The following is a 24,309-nucleotide window of genomic DNA, read 5'->3' on the forward strand; positions in this document are numbered from 1 at the left end:
CTGCACCGCACCGCGAAGGGCGAGCGCGAATCGGCACGCCGACCATCAGGCGGTTGCGCGGATCTCAGGACGCCTCTTGTAGCCTCAGCCTTCGTCCGAGACATCTGACCTTCGAGTTCGGCTGTCTTACGGCATATGACATCTGGCGGGCGGGAGTGGTTCTGATTTCGCGGCGATCCTGGACAGCCCGGTCGGCGGCCATCACCGGGGATGCCGACGATAGTCTGACCATGTGCCCCGGTTGCGAGCGACAGATGCCTGACGACGGCCCACACGGAAGCCGGGGCGAAGTCGGCATCGAATCCACCTCGGAAGATACTGCGGCACAACGGATCACGCAGTTCCGCAGCGACGACTTCCGGTCGGGAGCGGGAAATCTGCCCTTGGAGCTGACCAGCTTCGTCGGCCGCAGGACACCACAGTCCGAAGTCAAGAACCTGCTGGCCGGCTCGCGCCTGGTGACGCTGACCGGGATCGGGGGCGTAGGCAAGTCACGCCTCGCCTTGCGGGTCGCGCACAGCATGCGGAGGAATTTCGCGAATGGGGCATGGCTGATCGAGTTGGGCGACCTGCGTGACGGTGAGTCGCTGCCGGACGTCGTGGCCGCCGCCTTCGGCCTGTCCGACCACGGCGGCGGGTCGGCGCCCGACGCGCTGATCCAGTTACTGGCCACTCAGGACCTGCTGCTGATCGTGGACAATTGCGAACACCTGGTCGAAGCCGTCGCGGGGCTGGTCGAATCGATCCTGCGAGCCTGCCCGGACGTTCGGATTCTCGCCACCAGTCGGGAGACCCTCGATATCGAGGGCGAGGCGGCATATCCGCTGTCGCCGTTGGATGTACCAGATCCGGCCACCAACCCGTCCTTGCGGACCGTCACCCGCAATGACGCGATCGCCCTCTTCGCGGAGCGAGCAGCCGCGGCGGTGCCCGGGTTCGAGGTGAACGACGACAACAGGCTGTCCATCGCCCGGGTCTGCGCACAGCTGGACGGCCTGCCGCTGGCGATCGAACTGGCCGCGGCGCGCATCAGGACGATGTCCGTGGAACAGATACTGAATCGGCTGGACGACCGGTTCGCCTTCCTGACCCGGGGCAATCGTAGTGCGCCCAGACGGCAGCAGACGATGCACACCTGCATGGACTGGAGCTATGACCTGTGCACACCGGACGAGCGGAGGCTATGGCGTCGGCTCTCGGTGTTCACCGGCGGGTTCGAACTCGACGCGGCCCTGCACGTGTGTTCCGCCGGCGCGGCCGAGCCGGATTTGCACGACACGCTGTCGGGCCTGATGGAGAAATCGCTCCTCATCCGCAAGGAGGAATCCGGCTCGGTGCGGTTCCACATGCTCGAGACGGTCCGTGAATTCGGCGCGCAGAAGGCCGACGAGTCCGGGGAGTCCGAGCTGCTGCGTCTGCGGCATCGGGAATGGTGTGAGCAATTGGTGCACGACTGGAGCGCCAACTGGATCGGGCCGCGCCAGATGTACTGGGTCGAACGGCTGGAGCGGGAGCAGGCGAACCTGGTGAACGCACTGGAGTTCAGCCTCACCGAGTCCGAGGACAGTGGCCTGCGGATGGTGACCGACCTGTATGTGTTCTGGATGTTGCGGGGCCGGATCGGCGAGGGTCGCCGGTGGCACGAGCGGATTCTCGCGCGCCCGTCCTCGGGCCCGTCGACGGAACGGGCCGCAGCGCTTTTCGCCGCCAGCTTGATGGCGGCCCTACAAGGTGACCTGCGGACCGCCACCGACCAGGTCGAGGAACTAGCGAAGCTGGCCGAACAGACCGACGACCCGACGGTTCCCGCGCTGCTCGCGCACACACGGGCGAACTACGCGCTCACCGGGGGCGGGGGTGATCCGCACCGGTTGGTCGCCGATCTGGAGCATGCGCTGCACACCTACGAGAGCTGCGGTGCGGTCGCCCGGCAGTTGGATGCTCGGGTCTCGCTCGGTTGGTGCTATTCACTGCTGGGCGAGACCTCACGAGCCCTCGGCGTTCTGGAGGAGGCACTCCGCCTCACCGAAGCCGCGGGCGAGACGATCTACCGATCCTATGTGCTGTGGACGGCGGGATTCGCGGCCTGGCGCGGCGGTGAGACCGAGCGGGCCAGACGCTCGCTCGCGGAGGCGATTCGGTTGGCCCACAAGGTTGCTGATCCGCTCGTCGTCACGGGCTGCCTGGCGGCGCTGGCCTGGATCGCCGCCGAGGAGCTCGAGGCCCGTCGTGCGGCTGTCCTGCTGGGCGCGGCGGACGCCCTGGGGCGACTCGCCGGCAGCCCCACCATTCTGCTGATGCCCTTCCGTCACGAATGCGAGCAGAGCGGCCGCCGGACTCTCGGTGACAACGGGTTCGATGCCGCCCTCCAGCACGGCGCGTCGATGAGTCTCGAGAGCGCGGTCGCTTTCGCACTCGGGGAGCCTTCCCCGGGCGCCTCCCCAGCCGATCGTTCGCCGGACACTCTCACCGCGCGGGAACGCCAGATCGCCGACCTCGTCGCCGAAGGACTGACCAGCAAGGCGATCGCCGATCGCCTGGTCGTCTCGCCGCGCACCGTGCAGGGGCATATCCAGCACATACTCACCAAACTGGGCTTCACTTCGCGCGCGCAGATCGCCGTCTGGGCCTCGGCCCAGCCCGCGGACACGGCCGAGTAGGGGCTCTCCGCGCCGGGAGCGGGCAATTGACAGACAGCGATTGATAATCCGCAAAGAGAATTGATTTCTCGAATACCCGGACAGGAAGTAGGGTTTCGAAATCAGCCGGTCAATTTCGGCTTCGCGCACACCATCGGGCGGCGATCGATTCTTCCACGCCGCCGTGAACGGATTGAATTCGGCCACCCGCCACTGTCAGTCCTCCGCCAGCAAAAGATTCGAAACCGGAAGCGGGCCGATGAGTGCGCCGAGTCGAATTCTCCACCTTCGCCTGGAATTGGGGCCACTGGTCCTGGACTATCGGGGCCATGCCGATCAAATCGGCGAAGTGGCCTTCGAGCTGAGTGCCGCCGGCGCGGTCGCGGTCACGGTCGACGAGCTCGTGACCCCCGAGATGCCTTGTCTCCCTTGCTCCCGGCTGTGGGGCGACTAGCCGGACCGGGAGGAGGGAGGTCGGCACCGCTGGCATTCCCGCCCCTTCACGGGAATTCACCAGCGATGCCGACATCTGCCTCACTGCGCTCGGTGAGGCGGTGCGAGCCTGGAGGTGGAAGCGGGCTCGCACGTCTGGAAGTCCGCCGAGAACGGCGGCCGCATATTGGTTTTCTCGAACCGCCGCAAATGAGGGGGACTCGATTCCCCTCGCCGCGACGCATGAATCATGCTAGTGCAACCGCGCTGCGAAGAGAAACCGCTGTCAATGGATTGTCCACAAGACCAGCTTGTCAATTCGGTCGCAACGATGTCCGGCTCATCCGTGGCGATTCCGGCGCTCGTGAGCGGCATCATCCCGCAGCTTCGAACCCGGGCCCACGGCCACCGTGCTTGCCGGGTAGGCCCCCGTCCGAACAGAAACAGGTATGCCCCCACGTAATTCCACCGTCGCGGGATCCGTCGCCGACGACCATGCTCGAACGAGTCCACCAGCACCGTTCCGCAGAGGTTTCCATGATCCCATCGAAAGCCCGGCTCCCGCAGGATGGCACCGACGACAGCGCCTGCGCCACCGTAGACACATTGATGATCCGGCGTTGCACGGCATGCGACAAGATCTTCGCCCCGCTGACCACGGCCTGTTCCGTCTGCGCGGCCGATGATCTCGAGTCGGTGCCGGCGTCGGGCGCCGGTTCGATCGTGTCGTGGCGGATGATGTACCGCGCGAGCGGTCCGAGCGGCGAGACGGCTCCCTTGGCGACCGCCATCGTGGAACTCGATGAGGGCCCATGGATCCACACCGCCATCGAAGGAGACCTTCCACTGATCTCCAACGCATCGACGCGTGTGCACTTCCAGCCGAGTCCCCGGCCGGACAGGTTGCCGGTCTTCACCGTCGATGTCGATCCCCGGCATCCGGCGTTCTGGAGCGTCTCCCCCGCCCGCGTTTCCGGCTGATCGCGCGCCATGCGATCCGAGCATCCGCCGCACACCCGCCACGACGAGCCTGCGGTCGGGCCGCGCTTGATGGACGTTCATTCCCGCCAGTTGCGGAATTTCATCGTCGTCGCGGAGGAATTGAACTTCACCCGGGCCTCACAGCGCCTCGGGGTGACTCAGCAGGGGCTCAGCACCCAGATCAAGCAGCTCGAGCAGCATGTGGCCGTCGCATTGTTCGCCCGGAGCACACGTCATGTCGAGCTCACCGCGGCCGGAGCGGCGTTTCTCCAGCATGCGCGGGACGCGCTGCACCGCTTGGACTTCGGCGTCGAGCAGGCGCGGGCGGTGCACCGCGGCGAACACAACCGCCTGGTGCTCGGCTGCATCGAGGGAGCGGCGCTGACGCTCACCGCACCGATCCTGGCCGCGTTCCGGCAACGCCACCCGAACATCACCCTCGAGTCGAACTACTTCACCTACGAGACGCCCTCGGCCGGATTGGCGGACCGACAGGTGGATGTGGCGATCGTGCGGCGGCCGTTCGAGGATGACGGGCTGCGATTCGAACCCCTGTTCCGCCAGCCGCTGATGGCGATGCTGCCGGCGAACCATCGCTTGGCGAACCGTGCCGAAATCGCGGTGGCGGAACTGCTGGACGAACCCATCCTGTCCTCCGCCGCCACCGACTCGGTGTGGAATGCCTACTGGCAGTTGAACTCCTATCGCGGTGGACGACCCGCACGCGTGGCCGCGCGCACGAAGACGCTCCTGGAGGAGCTGCACCATGTGGCGACCGGGGCGGCCATCGCGATCACCGTGCCGTGCGCGGCGTGGATCAAGTTTCCCGGCGTGCGGCTGGTACCGGTGACCGGCGCGGCCCCGAACGAGGTTGCCGTGAGCTGGCGCGCCGGCAACGACAACCGCCTCGTGCGGTCCTTCGTCGATGTCGCGCGCCGCGTCCGCGACACGAATCCGGACATGCTCGCCCGGCTGCAGACACCCCGTTGCCGCAACCGGGCATCGCAACCGGCGGTGTAGCTGGACTCAGAGCTTGTAGCCGATGGCGCGCAGCAGTCGGTGCCGATCAGCCCGGTCGGTCTCGGTTTCGATCCCGAGCGGCGGCGCACCGTCGACGACGCCGATGATGCCGCGCCCGAGCGAGGTTTCGGCGATGAGGACCTCGACGGGGTTGGCGGTGGCGCAGAAGACGGTGCAGAGCTCGGGGACGTGGCGGATCGCGTTGAGCACGTTGACGGGGTAGCCGTCGCGCAGGAAGACGATGAAGGAGTGGCCGGCGGCGAGGGCTGTCGCGTTCTTGGTGGCGAGGTCGACCAGGCTGTCGTCGTTCCCCGACCAGCGGATCAGGCGGGGGCCGGAGGCTTCGCAGAAGGCCAGCCCGAAGCGGAGTTGCGGACCGGTGCCGACAAGGGCTTCGTGGAGGTCCTCGACGGTCTTGATGAAGTGGGACTGCCCGATGATGACATTGAGCTCATCGGGGTTGTCGATGGGCACCGCTGTCAGTTCCATGGAGCTATCGTCCCTCGTCACGCCGCCGGGGAACAAGCTCCGGGAGCTATCGGCGCGGCGGGCCCGAGGCCGCGCACGTGCGCGTGCACGACATCCACACCGTCATCGCGTAGACGGGTAACCATGTGCCCGCCCTCATCGATCGACGGGATGCTCAGCCCGGCCCCGGAAACTGTGGGCTCCGGCCCGCCGACGCGAAGCCCGTCCACGACGTAATGTTCGAAATCACGTACAGCGGAACGGATCACGTCATGGGCACACCACCGCCACCCGGCGATGACGACTACTGGAAGCCGCAGGCGCCCGGCGCGATTCCCCCGCCGCCACCTGAATACCTCCAGGGCAGTGGCGAATACATCCCGCACTTCGACTATCCCGAGCAGCCGGTGCGGCCTGCGCCACCGGCACCGCGCTACCAGCCCTATGCCCACATTCCCGCGAGCCCGCCACCGGAGGGCAAGGGGCTGGCGATCACGGCCCTGACCTTCGCTGTGCTGTCACTCGGGATGCCGTGCCTATTCGGCTGGGCCGGAATCTTCCTCGGTCTCACGGCCGCGAAGAAGGGACATCCGCTCGGCAAGGTGGCGATCTGGACGTCCATCATCTGCATGTTCATCGGATTCGTGCTGGCCGCCCTGGTGAAAAAGTACTGGCTGTAGCGACGGCACTTCCGGCGCTCCTGTGATGTGGCGGACGTCGGGATCACACCTGTTGCGAGTGGACATGATTCGTCGTGGGTCCGGCGTCCTACACACGACGCACAGGTGGTGGCCAGGACGGCTTCGGGTACGCGGTGTTCGGCGAGGTCGTCGACGGCGAGGCTGTCGTGGACGCCATCGAGGGTATGCAGACCGGCAACAAGTGCCCTGGCATAATCGAGGTGCCACGGCGAAAGGGTGGTTGTCAATTCCTGTTCTAAGGGATGTCCCGTAAGTCGTTGAGCGGCAACGGGTATCGTCCCACGGTGGTGATCTCGGTGACAGATCCGGTGGTGGTGGAGTTGTTCTCTGGGCTGCGGCCACGCACGTTCGCTCGCCTGATCACCGGGTTGCGGCGCGAGGGCGCCGACCGGCCGTTACGGGGCCGACCGTGGGGGTTGTATTTCGAAGACCGGGTGTTGCTGGTGGCCACCTACTGGCGGACGAACCTGACGATGCGTCAACTCGCGGCGGTGTTCGGGGTCTCGAAGTCGGCCGCGGCCCGGGTGATCGACGACCTCGGACCGGCGTTGGCGCTGCGGCCTCGGGCCCGGTTCCCGCGTGGCGCGGTGCTGATCGTGGACGGAACCCTGGTCCCGACCCAGGATCACAAGGTCGCCGCCCAGAGTAAGAACTACCGGTACTCGACCAACCATCAGGTCGTGATCGATGCCGACACCGAACTCGTCGTCGCGCTCGGAAAACCGTTGCCGGGCAACCGCAACGACTGCCGCGTTTGGTGTAGGTGGTCACCACCAGCTTCTTCGGACTCGACGAAACCGCGGGCGCGACAACCGCGCTCGATCCGGGCCAGGTCCGGGTGAGTATGCAAGCGGTGGGCCTGAACTTCCGGGATGTGCTCATGGCGTTGGGCACCTACCCGGATCCGCTCGGCCGCATCGGCGGCGAGGGCGCGGGCATCGTGCTGGAAGTCGGGGCCGACATCACCGAATTCGCCGTCGGTGATCGCGTTTCGGTTTCACCCCCGGTATGGGTTCGGCTGTCGTGGTGGACCGGCGACTGCTCGCACCGATGCCACGGGGCTGGTAGTTCGCACAGGCCGCCGCCGTTCCGATCGTGTACGCGACCGCCTACTACGGTCTGGTCGACCTCGCTGAGGCCCGGTCCGGTGAGACGCTGCTGCTGCACGCGGCGACCGGCGGCGTCGGCATGGCGGCGGTGCAACTCGCCCGGCACCCGGGGCTGCGCGTCCTGGCCACGGCGAGCAAACCCAAGTGGAACGTACTGCGCGACATGGGTTTCGACGATCCGGATATCGCCGATTCCCGAACCCTCGATTTCGAACGGAGATTCCTGGAGCGCACCGGCGGCGCGGGCGTGGACATCGTGCTCGATTCGCTGGCAGGCGACTTCGTGGACGCCTCCCTGCGCCTGCTCCCCCGAGGCGGCCGATTCGTCGAGATGGGGATGATCGACCGTCGCGACCCGGTCGAGGTCGGCGCGACGCACCCCGGCGTCCGCTACGCCAGTTTCATGCTGATGGAGGCGGGACCCGAGCGGCTGCGGGAGATTCTGGCAGCCCTCGTGGCACTGTTCGACCGCGGCGAGCTGACGCCGTATCCGATCACCGCATGGGATCTGCGGCGCGCCCCTGACGCCTTCCGCCACCTCAGCCAGGCTAGGGGTGTCGGCAAGAACGTGCTGACCGTCCCGACACCGCCGCGCACCGACGGAACCGTGCTGATCACCGGCGGCACCGGCGGTTTGGGGGTGGTGGCAGCACGCCACCTCATCACCGACCACGGTGCGCGCAGGCTCAGTGCTCGCGAGCCGACGCGGCATGGAGACGCCCGGTGCGGCGGAAGCGGTCGCCGAACTCACCGCACTCGGCGCGCACGTGGACGTCGTCGCGTGCGACGCGGCCGATCGGGCGGCGCTCGACCGGCTGCTCGCCACGATCCCCGCACGGCACCCGCTGACCATGGTCGTCCACGCGGCAGGTGTGCTGGCCGACGGCCTGCTCGCCACCATGACCAACGAGCAGATCGCACGGGTCCTGCGTCCCAAGGTCGACGCCGCGTGGAATCTGCACGAAGCCACCGCGGGTGTGGACCTCTCGGCCTTCGTGCTCTACTCCTCGATCGCGGGGGGTGCTCGGCACGGCGGGGCAGGCCAACTACGCCGCCGCCAACACCTTCCTCGACGCACTGGCGCACCAGCGGCACGCCGAGGGCCTCCCCGCGACCTCCATCGCCTGGGGGCTCTGGCAGCAGAGCAGCGGGATGACCGGCGATCTGACCGACGCCGATCTGGCGCGGCTGCGCCGAGAAGGCTTGCTACCGCTGGATGCCGACGAGGGCATGGACCTCTTCGACGCGGCGACGACCGCCGGTCGGCCCACCTCCGTGGCGGTCCGCATGGACCGCCACGCGCTCGGCGCGGGCGATCCGGCCGGTGTCCGCCCGATCATGCGAGCACTGTCCAGGCCGGCGGCCACCTCGGCGACAGTGCCGACGCGGCGCGGGCCGGTCACCGAACCGGCGACGGCGGAGGTCGCCGCCGATTCGGGACAGCTGGTCACTCGCCTGCTCGGTCGTTCGGCCGAGGAGCAGAAGCGCGTCCTGCTCGGCGTGATCGGCGTGCACGCCGCAGCCGTCCTAGGGCACGCCGGCGCCGACGCGATGGAGCCGGACAAGCCGTTCAACGCGATCGGGTTCGACTCGCTCGGGGTGATGGAATTCCGCAACAGGTTGAAATCGGATGGCGTGCCGGTACCCGGGCGGCGTGCGCTCTCCCGAGCAGCTGTGGCAGCTGACCGCGGACGGCGTCGACGCCATCGGCGGCTATCCGGCCGATCGAGGCTGGGACCTCGAGCGGCTGTTCGACCCGGACCCCGACGCGGCGGGCACCATCTACACGCGCGACGGTGGATTCCTCGACGACATCGGTGATTTCGATGCCGCCTTCTTCGGCATCGGCCCCCGCGAGGCGGCGGCGATGGATCCGCAGCAGCGGCTCATGCTGGAGGCCTCCTGGGAGGCCCTCGAGGACGCGGGTATCGACCCGGGTCGCTGCGGAATACTCCAGGCTCAAGGACATTGGCGGGGACGAGCGGGAACTCGTCAGCCGCGGTGCCACCGTTGACGGTCCTCTCGTATGGATGTTCTTCACACCTCGATGGTTGCGACGCCGTGTCGCGCAGGATTTCCCGGCACAGCTCGTAGTCGAAGGCGGCATAACCTGCGCGCGTGACCCGCACCCCACCGTCGCCCCGCAACTGATCGATCAGCGAATACGGGCCATCGTAGCCTTCATCCCCACTCATCAGCCGCGCGAACGGGTCCCTCATCCCACGCAGCGCGAGAAACCCCACCCGCGGCAACCCGTGCTCCGCGGCCCAGCTGATCGAGTACCTCGCACCCATCAAAACCCCTGTGCCGTAACGAAAACCGCAAGCCCCAACGTCTCGCCGATCTCAATATAGGCCGCCGGAGCCCACCCGCAACCGCTGAGCCTATTCCGACGTGTAGAACTGACGTGTCCAGAGCCGGAATCGGCTCAGCGTCGACTCGCCCGCTACGAGACGCGGATGCGGGTTGTAGCGTTTGTTCTCCCAGATCGGAATATCCTCGCTGAGCACCTTTGTCATTGCCTGCGACGCGAGTCGAGCGACTACGGGAGCGAGCACCCGGGACACGGCCCCGCCCGTACTCTCCCAGGCGAAAACCGAGTACACATGCGTCCGCCAGGGCGCGATCGGCGTTTGCATGGCCCACATATGCGCCACCACTCCCAGTCGCGGAATCGCGAACCGAATATGGGTGTAGCCCAAGCCTGCCATCACAATTGTCTGGCGGCTCTCGAAGATGCCGACGCGGCCCTGTCCGGTCGATCGGGTATGCACCCGGAATATCGGCCCGTCCGCCTCGCACGGCTCGGCCTCCGCCATGTGAACGTCATGCAGGACGGACAAATGCCGAAAGTCGGCGGCGTTCTCCGCCAACTCCTGAGCATGCGTCGGGATCTCTCTCGACCACCCGAAGATCGGTGCCACTCCGAAATCTGCGACCTCGGGCAGCTCCCAAGTCGGCGACTGCCCCTCCGGCCCCCGCCAGACGAACACCTGTCCGTGCTGCTCACGCAGTTCGTAATGATTCAACCCGACCGGAATGGTGGCCCCGTCGGGACTGTCCACACAACGCCCGTCGGGGGCGAATTCGAAGTGGTGGAACGGGCACACCAGATTCTCGCCCGCGACCGTGCCGCCCGCGCCCAGATGCGCACCCAGATGCGGGCAATACGGCCGCACCGCACGCACCAAGCCCGAACGGGTCCGATAGACCACGACATCGCCATCCATCAACCGCGACCGTCGCACTGTTCCCGGCTTCAGCTCTCGGGCGTCGGCAACCCAGAACCAGCCCATCGGATATCCCAGCGGGGCAGCGGATTCGGCGACACGCGGCAGTGGGTCGGCCAACTCTATCGGCAACTGGCTATTGTATTGCATTGGTCAGGCCTGTCTTTCAAACGATCTCGGAGCGGATGCCGCCGAGCATCTCTAGTAATTCGGTAAGCCGATCGAAGTCGGACGGCTGGGTGAAAAGCTCGACCGGAAACGGCTGGACGACGGGTGCGGGCAAGCCGGGGCCGACCACCAGCGCGGCCTGGCTGCCGAGATTGTCCATCTCTTCGACCAGTGGCTCGTAGCGCGCAGGTAATAGGTTGTGCCCCAACATGAATTCGCGGACTTCGTAGGCGGTGGTGAGGGACCTCGAGTTCACCGGGGAACAGATCGGCACCTTCGGGTCTCGAACAGTCATGGCGTTGATGAACGGACTCATGAAATCAGCGGCGTGCTGCTGCAACGGCGAATGGAATGCGCCGTGGTAGCCCGGGAACAAGAACATGTGAACACCGTCGGGAGCGGCCGCCTGTATCCCGTTCAACGACGAGCGGTAGCCGGAGACGACGAAGGAGCGCCGCTCGAGATCGACCGGCCCGGTGTCGACGGCGAGATACACGCCCGGATGATCGGGACCACAGTAGTTCTCCGGACGGTCCGCTACTGCCGTGCCGATCAGCATCATGCCCTGTTCCGGAACATCGGGGCCGGTTGGCGGCACCAGCCGACGGTGATGAAGCATGGCGTACAACTCGTGTCGCTCGATCGCGCCCGCCACGCAGATAGCGATCAACGCCCCCAGGCTCAGCCCCCCTGCCGCATCGGCCTCGACACCCTGCGCAACCAGTTCGTCGACCAGTCCGAGCGTTAATGCGGTATGTCGCAACGCATTACGACTGTGGCGATCCTCCGATGCCTCATCCTCGCCCGCGATGAGGAACTCCGACTCGGAGAGGCCGGCTACGACGGCGGCCTCCGCATACGCCTTGCGAACGGCCGGGCTGCGACGGTGGAATTCCTCCACTACAGCGGCTTCGACCGTTACCTGTCCCCCGAACAGAAATGAAACCCGCATGATCTTCCCTGGTTTGTGACGGAATGACCGCACAATTTCTCGAGCACGGCCGATTGTGGGTAATGTGACCTCGGCGCCAATCGATTCACCAGATGACGGGGAGCTCGGCTACTCCGCCGGTGAATCTGCCCTCTCGCATTCGCACATCGGCCGGATCGACTGCCAGCCGCATAGTGGGGAATCGTGAAACAAGCTGCGAATAGACGGCTTGCAGTTCGACTCGGGCCAGCGGTGCACCCACGCAATACCGGACGCCGTATCCGAATGTCAGATGCGCCGCCTCTTTCCGAGCGATGTCGATACGATCCGGATCCTGGAACACCGCCGCGTCGTGATTGGCCGCGGTGAGATCCAAAACCACCAGCTCGCCCGCGCCGATCTCGACTCCGTCGACCTTGAAATCCTCTCGGGCATAACGGGGCAGACCCACGGCATTCGGCACGCGCAGCAGTTCTTCGGTCGCGCTGGCGACCAACTCGGGTCGGTCCACCAGCGCCTGCCATTGCTCACGATCCCGCAACAGGTGCATGGCACCCATGCCGATCTGGACGACCGAGGTCTCATGTCCGGCGAACAGCATGACCATCGCGAGCAGAGCGGCTCCGGAGTCGGTGAGGTCCTCACGCTCGCACAACCGCGAGAGGACGTCGTCGGCCGGGTCGGCGCGCTTGCGAACCACCAATGTCAGGCAGTAGTTGAGCATTTCGCCTGCCGCGGTAGCCGCTTTGAGACCGTCGGTGGCGGCCGCCATGGCATCTGTCCAGCTACGCAGGTTGTCGCGCTCCCCGACCGGTACACCCAGCAGCTCGCCGATCACCAGCAGCGGCAACGGCGCCGCCACCGCCCCATAGAGATCGGCTGGAGATCCTTGCTCCGCCATGGCGTCGAAAAGCCCCGAGGCGATTTCCTCGACGCGCCCGCGAAACGCGCGCATTTTCGATGGCGCGAAATGCGGCTGCAGAATGCCGCGCATTCGCTCGTGCTCGGCGTGCTCGGTAGCAAAGTCGCCCATCGGCCCGCCGAAGAATGTCGACTCCGCAACCCGTGCTGCCGCTTCCGGTGTCGGATGGGCACGACCGAGCTTCGGATCGGAGAACAGTTTTCGCACCTGATCGTATTCCGACACCAGCCAGCCCTCATGGCCCATCGCGGTGGTGATCCGGCGGATGGCGCGGTGGTCGATCGGGCAGCCGGCAGCAGACGTTTCGAGTGTCATCCGGTCACCACTCCACCGGCAAGGCGACCAGGCCCTTGGTGACCACGTCGTCTCGCATCCTCAAGGCCGACGAGTCGACCGCGAGTCGCATCGTCGGGAACTTGGCGATCAGTTGGCCGAATACGACGGAGAGCTCTAATCGGGCCAGCGGTGCGCCGACACAGTAGTGCGGCCCGTAGCCGAACGCCAGATGCCCGCTCTCCTTTCGCGTTACGTCGAGTTCGTATGGATCGGCGAAGATCTCGGGGTCGTGATTGGCTGAATCCACGTCGAGCAGCACGAGGTCGCCCGTCGCGAATCGTTGCCCTTCGATTTCCATGTCGGTCCGGGCGTAGCGCACGAATCCGGTCGAATCTTGTACTCGCAGTAGCTCTTCTACCGCATTTGGAATGATCTGCGGATCGTCCGCCAGCTGCTGCCACTGACTACGGTTCCCGAGCAGCTTCACCAAGCCCAGGCCCAGTTCGACAACGGTCGTCTCCTGCCCCGCCAACAACAACACCATCGCCAACGTGGCGATCGAGTCGTCTGTGAGCTCGGGGTTCTCACACAGCCGGGACAGCACGTCCGGGCCCGGCTCCACGCGTTTGCGCTGAATCAATGCCAGGCAATAGACGAACCACTCGGCACCCGCCTGAGCGGACTTCTGCCCGTCACGAGTGTCGAATATCGCCGCACTCCAATGCTGGAGCTTGTCCCGATCTTCGAACGGCACACCCAGGAGCTCACAGATCACGAGCACCGGTAGGCGACTCGCGACGTGCTCGTGAAAGTCAGCCGGCGATCCGAGGGCGGCGAATTCTTCCAACACCTGCGCGGTGACCGATTCGATGCGGGGCAGCAGTTCGCGCATCGCGCTCGGCGAGAAGAGCGGATTGAGCTGCGCCCGCAGCCGTTCATGGTCCTCCCACTCGGTGTCGAAGTTGCCGATCGGACCACCGAACATCACCGACTCCGTCTTACGTGGAGCCGTCTCCGGCGTTGGATGCGCGCGACCAAGTCGCTTGTCACAGAACATCTTTCGAACGAGTGCGTAGCCGGTCACAAGCCATGCATCATCCCCGGTTTGGGTGGTTATGCGACTGACCGGACAGCCCAGCATGGTGGATTCAGTACTCATAGTTGCCACACTCTCCAAGCAGCACCACAGAATAGATTGCGACACAGGCGATTTCGTACCTGTCATCGATCTCCTATCGGCAGACAGTAGAACACGTATCAGTCCGGCGCAACCGGTACCGAGGCCCGTTACGCCCCCAGTTTCGAGGGGATGATTCGAACGAGATCGGCTGCAACACTGACTATTTCGCGCGACAGTCGGATGCTCCATGACCAGCCTCATGATGACATGACAGGTCAATTACGCTGTACCGCTCGCGTTTCCACTTTCAGCGCCTGACGACCATGGCAGGAACGAGTCGGGTTCGCGATCCACGCGTACCGGTAAGCCGTTCTCCCGCAACGCGATACCCACCATGACACCGCGAGGAGGACGACGTTCCACCCGTTGCCCCAAACTGTAACTCGTTCTACCTTGGGCGACATGGCTTTCAACGTTGCCGATCTTTTCGAACACGCCGTCGACGCGGTGCCAGAACGCACAGCTATCCATTGCGGCGATCGCCAGGTCACCTACCGGGAGCTCGATGAGCGGGCGAACCGCTTGGCGCACCACCTGGCGACCCGTGGCGTCGGCCAGGGCGACCATGTAGGGGTGTACTCGCGTAACTCGATCGAAGCGATCGAGGCGATGTATGCCGCGTTCAAACTGCGTGCGATTCCGGTGAGCGTGAACTACCGCTATGTCGCCGACGAGGTCCGGTACATCGCCGGCAACGCCGATCTGGTCGCGTTGATTCACGAACGCCGGTACTCCGACATCGTCGCCGACGTCGCGCCGCACATCGAGACGCTCGAGCATGTGATCGTCATCCAGGACGGGTCGGATCTGGACTACACGCGCTACGCGGATTTCGAGTACGAGGCCGCGCTAGCCGCCCAGTCGTCGATGCGTGACTTCGATGAACGCAGTTCCGACGACAGCTACATCCTCTATACGGGCGGCACTACCGGGTATCCGAAGGGCGTGGTGTGGCGGCACGAGGACATCTGGCGTGCGCTGGGCGGCGGCATCCAACATGCCACCGGCGAGTATATTACCGATGAGTACCACTACGCAGATCAAGCCAAAGCCACCGACTTCGTGATGATTTGGCTACCCGCGACGCCCATGATCCATGCTGCACAGTGGACCGCTTTCATGGCGTTGAACTCCGGCGGCACAGTCGTTCTGGTACCGCAGTTCGACCCGGCCGCCATCTGGCTCGCGGTCGAAAGGCACGGGGTCCATCTCCTGCAGATCGCGGGCGATGCGATGGCACGCCCGCTGCTGGACACCTATCTGGCAGGCGACCACGACGCGTCCTCACTGATCACATTGAGCAGTGGCGCGGCGCTGTTCTCCCAATCCCTCAAGCTGCGGTACCTCGACACGTTCCCGAACCTGATCATCACCGACAACATAGGTTCCTCGGAGAGCGGATTGACCGGCATCGGCCAGGTGACCAAGGGCTCCGATCACTCGGATGGGCCTCGAGTGAACTTCAGTAAGCAAGCGGTGCTGATCGACGACGACGGCAACCTCGTCGAGCCCGAGCCCGGCGCGGTGGGAAGGCTGGCCCGCGGTGGACCGGTGCCGCTCGGCTACTACAAAGATCCGGAGAAGAGCAGGGCGATGTTCGTCGAGATCGACGGGCAGCGATACGTCGTCCCCGGCGATTACGTCCGCTATGAGCAGGACGGCACGGTCACCATGCTGGGACGCGGCTCGGAATGCATCAACACCGGTGGCGAGAAGGTGTTCCCGGAGGAGGTCGAGGGTGCGCTGAAATCGCACCCGGACATCTTCGACACGGTGGTGATCGGCATTCCGGACGACCGTTTCGGCTGGTCGGTGGCGGCCGTCGTGCAGCCGCGCGAGGGTGCGACGGTCGATGTCGCGGAATTGGGCGACCACGTTCGCACCAAGATCGCGGGTTACAAGGTGCCGCGCACATTCTGGATTCTCGACCAGATCGAACGCCAGCCCAGCGGCAAGGCCAACTATCCGTGGGCGAAGAAATACGCGGCGGCGAACCCGGAGAAAGCGCGCAAGCGGTCCACCGCGCCCAGCGGCGGCCTACCGGGCGCGGCGGGGTGAACAGCCCGTGACGAGCGACTACCAGTAGACCCCCGGGATCAGCCTGGCGGCGCGGCGGGCGGCGCGCATGAGAACCAGCACCGCCTTCGACCGGGAACGCCGGGTGCGACGCGGCTTCGCAGGGGTGACCTGCGAGGTCGTTTTCGCTGTCTCCGCTTCACCTTTGGCCGCCGCGGAGTCGGGCGAGCTGCGGTACATCTTGTGCAGGGCCCGAGCCGTGAGTCCGGGGGTGAACCGCGAGCCGAACTCGCCCGCGGTGCCTGCCGGGGTGTCGATGCGTTTGGGACGTTCGACGAGAGCACGGACGACGACGGCGGCGGCCCAGGCGACAGAGCGACTGGGGTAGGTCTCGTAGTCCTTGCTGGGCGCGATCATCGGAGTTTCCACCAGCGGCATGTGGATGGTGGTGAAGGTGACTCCGTCGGACAGCATTTCCACGGCGGCGACCTCGGTGAACTTGTCCAGCGCCGCCTTGCTGGCGGCATATGCGGCGTAGCGCGGCGGAGCCACCTGCACCGCGGAGCTGGAGACGTTGACGATATGACCGAAGCCTCGCTCCCGCATCTGCGGGGTGAGGGCCAGGATCAGGCGGACCGCACCGACATAGTTGACGGCCATCGTGCGTTCGAAGTCGTGTACGCGGTCGATGGAGCGATGCAAGGATCGGCGAATGGAGCGGCCGGCGTTGTTGACGAGCATGTCGATGTGATCGTGCTCGGACAGAACGGCTTTGACGGTGCGGTCGACCGAATCACCGTCGGTGATGTCACAGGGGTAGCCGAAGCCCTCGCCACCGGCGTCGCGAATCTCCCGCACGACCTCGTCGAGTTCGGTTTCGCGCCGGGCCAGCAGAAAAACCACCGCGCCCTTCTCGGCGACCGCGAGTGCGGCAGCGCGACCGATACCGGAGGACGCGCCGGTGATCAGCACGTGCCGGCCCACGAGCGGTTTCCGAGCCTGGCGACCGAGGAAACCTGTCCCACCGGTAGCAACGTAGGGCGACATAGGCGTGTACCACTCCTTCGAATCTTGGAGAAACAGCCCATTGGGAACCGAAAGGACCTTGGTACGCTGCGCTTTTCCGCATCAGATCGACCATCTCGCGGGTCGACGCGACCGAATCCGGCGGAATCCACTGCACGCGACGCCGACTCATCCAACTGTAATCGACTGTGCGACACAGTAATTCACCAAGGCTAGCCGTCGTTGTTTCTCCTACTGAGGACAGTAGAACGTGTTTCACTGCGGCGCAAGCGCAGACATGGACGCGGGGTACACGTGGACTCACGTCACAGACAGATCACCGGTTGAAATTGGTGGAGCACGGACACATACTCGGCTCGTGGTGAAAAGCCTTGGTAGCGAGACGAACTCGGAGTGGACTGCGGACGAGATCCCCGACTTGTCCGGCAAGACAGCCATCGTCACAGGTGCGAATGCCGGCCTAGGGTTCGAAACCGCACGCATACTGGCCGCACGCGGAGCCTTCGTTGTCCTGGCGTGCCGCAATCCATCGAAGGCAGCGGACGCCGCCGAACGGATACTCGTCTCGAGTCCTTCCGCGAACCTCCAGGTGGTCGCCTTGGATCTGAGTTCGCTGGAGTCGGTTCGGGCAGCTGCTGAATCGATTAGCGCACAATGCGATCGAATCGACCTTCTCATCAATAACGCGGGCACGGCAAACATCCGGCGTGAGGTCAGCTCGGACGGCTTCGAACTGACCCTCGCCACCAACCACCTCGGCCCCTTCGCCTTCACCGGGTTGCTGCTGGACCGCGTGATAGCGACACCTGGAGCCCGCATCATCACAGTCAGCAGCCGAACTCACGCCCGGGGCGTCCTCGAATTCGACGATCTCCATTTCACTCGTCGGCCATACACCTTGACCACGGCATACGCTCAATCCAAACTCGCCGGACTGCTGTTCACCCACGAACTCCACCGGCGGCTCGCAGGCACTGACACCATCGCCGCGGCAGCACACCCTGGAACGGCGATCACGGAGTTCGTCCAGAACATGAGCCGCCCGGTGCGGGTCATCAGCACTGTTACCCAGAAGCTCGCCGCTTGGGCGACGCTACCGGGACGAGACCCCCTGGCGATAGGGGTCAACACCGCCGCACAGGGCGCGTTGACCACCTTGCGCGCAGCCGCTGACCCACAGGTGCGCGGCGGCGAGTTCTACGGTCCGCACCAGGGCGCGAAAGGCCATCCCGTTCGTGTCGAACCCGCACCCAATGCCCACGACAAGGCAGCCCAACAACGATTGTGGAGCGAATCCGAACGATTGACCGGCGTGCGATACCCGGCCGGAGCCGACAGGTCATGATCCGACGCCGCGTAGCGCGAATGCTGCGACCGTCCAGTTTTCTTGTGCTGCTTGATATTTGGTGTAGTCGAGGTGCATTCTCGGTGGTCGTGGCCGACGCTGTGGCGGCCCGTCCGGATCAGGCCGTGGCGCCTTCGGAATCCCGGCTCATCAGGACCCCGGTCACACATCAACTCACCGGGCAGGGTGAAGATGACGAGGTTGAACAATGCCGAGGTCCAGGCCGCGGGGGCGGATAGTTGGGCCAGGGCCAGCGGCGACAGCAGTAGCCCGGACAGCGCCGCGGCGGCAGTGGGGGCAGCGACATTGACACCATCGCCACCAGTGGTTTGCCGGGCGGGCCGTGATGATCGGACAGGTAGGTGCGTTCAGCGCTGCCGAGACCAGGCCGATCCCGACACTGACACCGAATCACCATGTCACACAATGTAAGTCGGCACCGGATGCATGCGCGAGATCGGCCTGCGACACATGCCGGTCGGGGATCCCCGACCGCCTCTGCTGCCACTCGAGAACCATGGACGCGAGGCGCTGCGCACACTGCTCGACACCCATAGAAAAGGGAGAGCGGAACCAAGGAAGTCACGTGAACTGAAGTAACGAGAGAGCCGCCCGATCCGGGCGGCTCTCTCGACGTCGGCACAGTGCTTCGCGAACGCCCGGCCGGTCGGTCGAGGCCCCGGACCGCATCGGCATCACTGCGGCGATGTGGTCACGTCGAGGTGTGCGACAGTCGAATCATTGGCAGTCAGTAGTTTTCGGGCAGCCCGCGCTGGTTGGGCAGGACGTACTCGAACTCCATGAGCACCTGTCGAAGAAACCCGCGGGCCTGTCGCTGATCCGATGTCGTTGCGTCGTAAATGGTTTCGAGCACCGGTTGCAGCTGTCGACCGGAATCGACGACCAGGCGCACGAGACCTTGTTCGGCGCAGCGCGTCAGCACGGGCTCCAGGATCTTCGCAGCCTCGGCCGTCCGGTTGGCGGCTGCCAAGAGCACCCGTACAAGAGTTCGGCAGTCAACAGCACGTGAGGGCGGTTCTGTGTGGCGATTACCTCCACGAGCCGCTGCGCTTGCCGACACGCCCGCTCGGCCGCCGCCGTAGCTTCCTCTCGGAGCAGCAGCCGGATCGCCGAATCGAGGGACAGTTCAGCGATGATTGCCGTCGGAGCGTCGGCGTGCACGGAATAGGGTTCGAGTTGTTCGAGGTCACGCCGGTCGGCCTCGCTGATCGGCAAGCCCGATCGAATGCGTTCGTTGACGATTCGGGCAGCCAGACGAGGCAGCGCCAGATTCGCTGCGACCTTGGCTCCCTCATCCAATCGCTGGTTCATGGCGTCCAGGCCGCCGCGCACCGCGGCCAGGCGCGCGCCCGTGCCGTAGCCGGCCGCCAGGAACTCGACCGCCCCGCCCTCGAGGCCCAGTCCGACCGCGATCAGCTCCTCGGCCTCGATGAATTGGCCTTTCTCATAGAGCAATTCGCCGAGCAGCGCGCTGGCAATCCGGGTGGCCTGCAATTGCCCATCGGTCTGCGGGGCCTGGTTCAGGGCGGCCCGGAATTGGGCCTCGGCCGCAACGATGTCGAGCTGCTCATAGGAGGCGGTACCGGCGATGCAGTCGCAGTACGTCGGACCGAACGGTCCGCTCGCCCGGCCCCGGAACGGTTCGACCCACCGATGCCATCGGTGTACTTCGGCGAAATGAGCATGTCATGGGAGGTGAACCACTGCGCGGCCGTCAGATGCAGCTCCTCGAGAAGTCCGGGGTGCAGCCGGATCAAGCGACCACGCAGGAAGTCCGCGAACAGCGTGTGGTAGCGGAACCAGCGCAGATCGTCATCGACACTGCGCAGAAACAGATCTCGCTGCCGCGCTTGTTCCAGCATGTCCTGCGCATGGCTCACACCGGTCAACGCTTCGGCGAGATCATCGTTGACCCGCTCGGGAACCGAAGTCCGCATGACGAATTCGAGCATCTCTGGCTCGAGTGCGTCTACGACGTTCTCCATCTGGTACTCCCCGATGGCATGGTGGCGACCCGAGATCTGATCGATGTACGTGCCCGGATGGTCGCGCCCCCGCAGCGACATCGACGCCAGTTGCAGCGCGGCCGCCCATCCTTCGGTCGACTCGCATAGCCGCTCGATCTCCGCGGCCGCCAGGGTCAGCCCGCTCTTATCCGTGAGGAACGTTGCGGTTTCCTCCTCGTCGAATCGTAGTGCGGACTCGTCGATCTCGACGAGTTCGTCGCGAACCCGCATGCGCCCCAGTGGAAGTTCGGTGCGACTACGACTGGTGACGATCACCCGCAGGTGATGACAGCCGTGGTCGAGACGAACTCCATCGCGCCACGGTCCACGAAGGTGTCCCCCGGACCGTCGATGGTGCCAGTCCAACTGGTGGATCTGGCACACAGCGTTTCGTATGCTCGTTGTTAGCACGTGGGGAGGGTCGTCAGCGCTGGGCCTGATGGTCCAGCAAGGGAGGAAGGTCCCCACGAATGGACAGTCGTGAGGTTTCGGGCATGGCGCGGGACTGGTCGGCAGCCTTGGTCGATTGCGGTGGCGTGTCGACATCTGTGCCGCACGACATCCGCCGGTTGACGACAAGATGGATCGCCGAGCTGGAAGCTGCCTTGTCGGCTGAGTCGTTCGACCCGTCACCCGCATGCCGAGTCGGGGTCGAGATGGTCCGGTCGAACCTGACGGTCCCCGCCATGATGACCCAGACCGGGACGGTGCTGGCCGGTTTGCTGGAGCGGTCACGGCGGCCGGATCGAGCGCAGCGGTTCGGCGCGCTCTTGGGCGAGCTGGGCCGTGGCTACACCACCGAGCTGCTGAACGTCCACGCCCGCGGCCAGGAGGCCGCCGAGCAACGCTTTCGCGTGGTGTTCGACAACGCCGCCGTAGCCATCGCGCTCTACGACAGCTACGGCATCACGCTCGAGGCCAATCCCACGACTGCACGGATGGTCGGTATAGATCAGGAGGATCTGCCGGGGGTATCCGCTCTGGACTTGATGCACCCCGACGACCGCGACAAGCTGCGCCACGCGGTCATTGGTCTACTCAAGCGCGGACACGGCACCGCGCACTTGGACGGCCGCTTCTGTCGCCCCGACGGCAGTGTCTGCTGGGGTGCATGGACGATGACGCTGGTGCACGACGCGGGCGGACGGGATGTGCGCGTGCTCGCCGTCGGGGAGGACATCACCGAGCGGCGGGCTATGCAGCAGAAACTGTGGTGGCAGGCCCGTCACGACCCGTTGACGGGCCTGCCGAATCGTCATTGCTTGCTGGAGCAGTTGGAGGCCATTGTCGCGGCGGCCCATCCCGCCGATCACATCGGTTTGTGCTTCCTCGATCTCGACGAGTTCAAGCTGATCAACGACCACTATGGCCACCGCACGGGAGACATCGTGCTGGCCGAGGTCGGCCGCAGGCTCGACGCGACCCTGACCTCGCCAACGGTCACGCTGGCCCGCATCGGAGGAGACGAGTTCGTCGCGCTGCTCGCACCGCCCTGCGACGACGACGCGGCCCATGCGGCCGCCGAGACCATGCTCGCCGTGCTGCGAGACCCGGTTCCAGTCGGTCCCAGCGATTTGCTGTCGATGTCGGCCAGTGTCGGCGCCGTTGTCACCCCGGTTGCCGGCGCGAATGCCGAAAAGCTCTTGGACGCGGCCGATGTCGGCCTGTACCGCGCCAAGGCCGCCGGCCGCGGCACCTGGGTACTGCACCGCGCCGACAACGGCCCGCAACCAGGCAGTAGGTCATGGCCCAGCAGCGGCGCGGGCAGCCAGTATCGATAGCGAGCCCACCCTGCTCGGCCCTGCGCGCTCCCGACCCGCACGCCAGGGGTGGCAACGCCCACCGACAACTCCCGGACAACCCTCATCCGAAGGGAACAAGATCAGGAGCAGAGCCGGGGCGCGATTCGGCTTATATCGGCTGGTGACGGGGCCGACCACGACCAGATCCGATGTCAGCTCGGCTTGGGGCTCTCCGGACTATCCCCGGATCCGGCTGGGCTGGCGGAACCATCGCGAGAAGGCGCTGAGTTCGGAGAAACCGAGTTCGGTGGCGATGTCGCTGAGGCTGCTGAGTATGTGGGCGATCACGCTGCCGCCGCTGACGGCGACCTGGTCTTCGTGCCCACGCTGCCCGGCGTGGATCCGCGCGGCTGCGCCCTGTCGAGCATCATCAGCAACAAGACGTTCCTGAACGGCATCGCCGATCTGATCGCGCGGTCCGGCGATCCCGAAGGTGCGCTCGCCCGCAGTCTCCGTGCCGCGGCCGCGCTCGCCGGCCGCACCGATACCCCATGCCCACCCGGCTGGTGCTGTCGGGGCATTCCGCCGGCGGCGACGCCGTCTTTCATATCGCCTCCCAGCTGGTGAGTTCGGAGGTGCCGAACACGCCGCGGCTGACCGGGCTCGTCCAACTGGACCCGGTGCGCGGCATCGACGCCTCGGTGACCGACGACGCGCTTGCCATACTCGCCGCGACCGATCTGCCGATCGAGGTGGTCGCGACGCCTGCGTCGCTGTGCAACAACTTCGGGTCCGGCGTCGCCGACACCCGCCGGTACCTGACGGGCCGATACCTCGGAATCGAACCCACCACCGGCAGCCACGCCGACGCCCTGGACACCGGCGACGCGACCGTCGCGGCCGCGGCCGGGCTGCTGTGCGGGAGGATCACTGCGGGCAATGTCGCACTCACGCGAGAGTTCGCGACCGCGTGGATACGCGATGACCTCACCGGCGGTGCGACCCCCGAATTCCGGCCTGGCAGAGCGGATTACGACGCACTGTCAGCAGCGGGGGTGCTGCGGACCGTGACCGGAATGTGAACCCGAACAACCGATTCCGCCGCCCGGGAATCGCACAACTGACTCGGGCAGCCGGCGGCAGGCGCGAGAGACCAGCAGCGCCGCTCGAACAGCGCGCGGCGAGATCGTTCTCCCCCGTTCGCGTCTGCACTGCGGACCATTCGGGCGGCACCGCTCAGTCCGGCCGGACTGCGCCGCGGGTATCGGGCGTGGGGATCGCCTTTGGACCCGGCAGTGCGCATAATCTGCGCGGTCGCGCCATTGGCCAGCTGCCGCAGGATTGGCCAGCGTCGGTCGTGCTTCCGCGCGGGCGGCGGCCTCGCTGATGGAACCGTCGTCCACTGTGTCGGCCACACAGACAATCTCGGCAACGGCGGCTCACACGGTGCACAACGGGGCGAGCAGATCGAGGCCGCCGGTCGTCGGTGATGTCAGGTACCAGCAGCCATCCTCGCCCGCGGTCGAGATGGCAGCGCGGATCTCGCGCCACTGCGTCGCCTCCAGCGCCGTGGTCCGCGAGAGCACGAATCCCGACAATCGATTGGGATCGGTGACCAGGGCCCAGGAATAATCGTCGCCGAGCGCGGTGACGATGTAATTGGGCGGCCCATATCGCGCTTCCTGAGTCGGTACGCCCGGGAAACTGACATGGAATTGCGCGTTCGTCATCGGATCGGTGACCGTGGCGGTACCACGGATCTCGTTCTGGGCACCGGACCACGTCGTGCACGAATTGTGTACCGAGACATCGCCATACTCATCGAGCGCGTACTCCGCGCGGGTGTCCCTGGCGCAGACGACGTTGAAATACTGTGGCACCGCGGCCAACTGATACCAGGTGCCCAGGTAACGGCTCAGATCGAGTTCCGCAACCGGCGCCGGTGGTTCGGCGTGCGTGGCGGCCGTGGGACCGATACCGGTACAGGGGGTCCAGAATGCCGCGGCCACAGCGAGAGCCGACGAAAGGCTGCGCACTCGGTTCCGATTCATGATCTCTCTCCTTCAGCGGTGTAGTCGTCTGTCGATGTCGAGGGT

19 protein-coding genes and 2 pseudogenes are annotated in these 24,309 nt (G+C 65.6%); 11 read left to right on the forward strand and 10 right to left on the reverse strand.

The annotated features are described in order from the left end of the window. Nucleotides 1–383 precede the first annotated feature (383 nt). The 3 genes from ABZ412_RS06465 to ABZ412_RS06475 all read left to right on the forward strand — a co-directional run bounded on the left by ABZ412_RS06465 (nucleotide 384) and on the right by ABZ412_RS06475 (nucleotide 5,072). On the forward strand, nucleotides 384–2,660 hold the full coding sequence (locus ABZ412_RS06465; protein WP_357277046.1) for a LuxR C-terminal-related transcriptional regulator: 2,277 nt from the start codon (nucleotides 384–386) through the stop codon (nucleotides 2,658–2,660). Between the two features lie 948 nt (nucleotides 2,661–3,608). Further along, nucleotides 3,609–4,052 (forward strand): OB-fold domain-containing protein, encoded by a 444-nt coding sequence (locus tag ABZ412_RS06470; protein ID WP_357277048.1) that lies wholly within the window; start codon nucleotides 3,609–3,611, stop codon nucleotides 4,050–4,052. A 9-nt stretch (nucleotides 4,053–4,061) separates the two neighbouring features. Then, a complete protein-coding gene (locus ABZ412_RS06475; protein ID WP_357277050.1) occupies nucleotides 4,062–5,072 on the forward strand; it encodes a LysR substrate-binding domain-containing protein in 1,011 nt (336 codons plus the stop codon). A gap of 6 nt (nucleotides 5,073–5,078) precedes the next feature. Here ABZ412_RS06475 and ABZ412_RS06480 read toward each other — a convergent pair whose 3' ends face one another. Next, nucleotides 5,079–5,561, reverse strand: coding sequence for an adenosine-specific kinase (locus tag ABZ412_RS06480; protein ID WP_357277052.1), 483 nt, complete (start codon nucleotides 5,559–5,561; stop codon nucleotides 5,079–5,081). Between the two features lie 251 nt (nucleotides 5,562–5,812). Here ABZ412_RS06480 and ABZ412_RS06485 point away from each other — a divergent pair, with 251 nt between their 5' ends. The 3 genes and pseudogenes from ABZ412_RS06485 to ABZ412_RS06495 all read left to right on the forward strand — a co-directional run. Then, nucleotides 5,813–6,220, forward strand: coding sequence for a hypothetical protein (locus ABZ412_RS06485; protein WP_357277054.1), 408 nt, complete (start codon nucleotides 5,813–5,815; stop codon nucleotides 6,218–6,220). Nucleotides 6,221–6,483: 263 nt separating this feature from the next. Beyond that, a pseudogene (locus tag ABZ412_RS06490) lies at nucleotides 6,484–6,993 on the forward strand (transposase family protein); the annotation flags it as partial. Nucleotides 6,994–7,064: 71 nt separating this feature from the next. After that, a pseudogene (locus tag ABZ412_RS06495) lies at nucleotides 7,065–9,292 on the forward strand (type I polyketide synthase); the annotation flags it as partial. A gap of 442 nt (nucleotides 9,293–9,734) precedes the next feature. Here the strand turns inward: ABZ412_RS06495 and ABZ412_RS06500 are convergent. The 4 genes from ABZ412_RS06500 to ABZ412_RS06515 all read right to left on the reverse strand — a co-directional run bounded on the left by ABZ412_RS06500 (nucleotide 9,735) and on the right by ABZ412_RS06515 (nucleotide 14,036). Then, complete coding sequence (locus ABZ412_RS06500) at nucleotides 9,735–10,646, reverse strand: Rieske 2Fe-2S domain-containing protein (protein WP_357277056.1); 912 nt, start codon at nucleotides 10,644–10,646, stop codon at nucleotides 9,735–9,737. Nucleotides 10,647–10,746: 100 nt separating this feature from the next. Continuing rightward, on the reverse strand, nucleotides 10,747–11,700 hold the full coding sequence (locus ABZ412_RS06505) for a hypothetical protein (RefSeq protein WP_357277058.1): 954 nt from the start codon (nucleotides 11,698–11,700) through the stop codon (nucleotides 10,747–10,749). A gap of 85 nt (nucleotides 11,701–11,785) precedes the next feature. After that, nucleotides 11,786–12,916 (reverse strand): cytochrome P450, encoded by a 1,131-nt coding sequence (locus ABZ412_RS06510; protein ID WP_357277060.1) that lies wholly within the window; start codon nucleotides 12,914–12,916, stop codon nucleotides 11,786–11,788. A 4-nt stretch (nucleotides 12,917–12,920) separates the two neighbouring features. Beyond that, complete coding sequence (locus ABZ412_RS06515) at nucleotides 12,921–14,036, reverse strand: cytochrome P450 (protein ID WP_357277062.1); 1,116 nt, start codon at nucleotides 14,034–14,036, stop codon at nucleotides 12,921–12,923. Between the two features lie 423 nt (nucleotides 14,037–14,459). Between ABZ412_RS06515 and ABZ412_RS06520 the strand changes: the two genes are divergently transcribed. Next, on the forward strand, nucleotides 14,460–16,115 hold the full coding sequence (locus ABZ412_RS06520) for an acyl-CoA synthetase (protein WP_357277064.1): 1,656 nt from the start codon (nucleotides 14,460–14,462) through the stop codon (nucleotides 16,113–16,115). 18 nt (nucleotides 16,116–16,133) lie between these two features. Here ABZ412_RS06520 and ABZ412_RS06525 read toward each other — a convergent pair whose 3' ends face one another. Continuing rightward, on the reverse strand, nucleotides 16,134–17,057 hold the full coding sequence (locus ABZ412_RS06525; protein WP_357277066.1) for an SDR family NAD(P)-dependent oxidoreductase: 924 nt from the start codon (nucleotides 17,055–17,057) through the stop codon (nucleotides 16,134–16,136). Between the two features lie 400 nt (nucleotides 17,058–17,457). Here ABZ412_RS06525 and ABZ412_RS06530 point away from each other — a divergent pair, with 400 nt between their 5' ends. Continuing rightward, nucleotides 17,458–18,444 (forward strand): oxidoreductase, encoded by a 987-nt coding sequence (locus ABZ412_RS06530; RefSeq protein ID WP_357277068.1) that lies wholly within the window; start codon nucleotides 17,458–17,460, stop codon nucleotides 18,442–18,444. 748 nt (nucleotides 18,445–19,192) lie between these two features. Here ABZ412_RS06530 and ABZ412_RS06535 read toward each other — a convergent pair. The 3 genes from ABZ412_RS06535 to ABZ412_RS06545 are packed head-to-tail and all read right to left on the reverse strand — an operon-like array spanning nucleotide 19,193 to nucleotide 20,747. Beyond that, nucleotides 19,193–19,387, reverse strand: a complete 195-nt coding sequence (locus ABZ412_RS06535) for a hypothetical protein (RefSeq protein WP_357277070.1) — start codon at nucleotides 19,385–19,387, stop codon at nucleotides 19,193–19,195. Further along, the gene (locus tag ABZ412_RS06540; RefSeq protein WP_357277071.1) at nucleotides 19,381–19,959 is read right to left on the reverse strand and encodes a hypothetical protein; all 579 of its coding nucleotides are present in this window, start codon (nucleotides 19,957–19,959) and stop codon (nucleotides 19,381–19,383) included. Before ABZ412_RS06540 ends, ABZ412_RS06535 begins: the two co-directional genes overlap by 7 nt. A gap of 26 nt (nucleotides 19,960–19,985) precedes the next feature. Continuing rightward, the gene (locus ABZ412_RS06545) at nucleotides 19,986–20,747 is read right to left on the reverse strand and encodes a hypothetical protein (protein ID WP_357277073.1); all 762 of its coding nucleotides are present in this window, start codon (nucleotides 20,745–20,747) and stop codon (nucleotides 19,986–19,988) included. A 194-nt stretch (nucleotides 20,748–20,941) separates the two neighbouring features. Here ABZ412_RS06545 and ABZ412_RS06550 point away from each other — a divergent pair, with 194 nt between their 5' ends. From ABZ412_RS06550 to ABZ412_RS06560, 3 genes are all read left to right on the forward strand, one after another. Continuing rightward, complete coding sequence (locus tag ABZ412_RS06550; RefSeq protein ID WP_357277075.1) at nucleotides 20,942–22,252, forward strand: diguanylate cyclase; 1,311 nt, start codon at nucleotides 20,942–20,944, stop codon at nucleotides 22,250–22,252. 297 nt (nucleotides 22,253–22,549) lie between these two features. After that, entirely contained in the window at nucleotides 22,550–22,840 is a 291-nt protein-coding gene (locus ABZ412_RS06555; protein ID WP_357277077.1) for a hypothetical protein, read from the forward strand. After that, on the forward strand, nucleotides 22,765–23,295 hold the full coding sequence (locus tag ABZ412_RS06560) for a hypothetical protein (RefSeq protein ID WP_357277079.1): 531 nt from the start codon (nucleotides 22,765–22,767) through the stop codon (nucleotides 23,293–23,295). Before ABZ412_RS06555 ends, ABZ412_RS06560 begins: the two co-directional genes overlap by 76 nt. A gap of 357 nt (nucleotides 23,296–23,652) precedes the next feature. Here the strand turns inward: ABZ412_RS06560 and ABZ412_RS06565 are convergent, their stop codons facing one another. Then, a complete protein-coding gene (locus ABZ412_RS06565) occupies nucleotides 23,653–24,264 on the reverse strand; it encodes a lipocalin family protein (RefSeq protein WP_357277081.1) in 612 nt (203 codons plus the stop codon). Between the last annotated feature and the right edge of the window lie 45 nt (nucleotides 24,265–24,309).

The sequence above is a fragment of the Nocardia sp. NPDC005746 genome, assembly GCF_040630785.1.
Lineage (GTDB): Bacteria > Actinomycetota > Actinomycetes > Mycobacteriales > Mycobacteriaceae > Nocardia.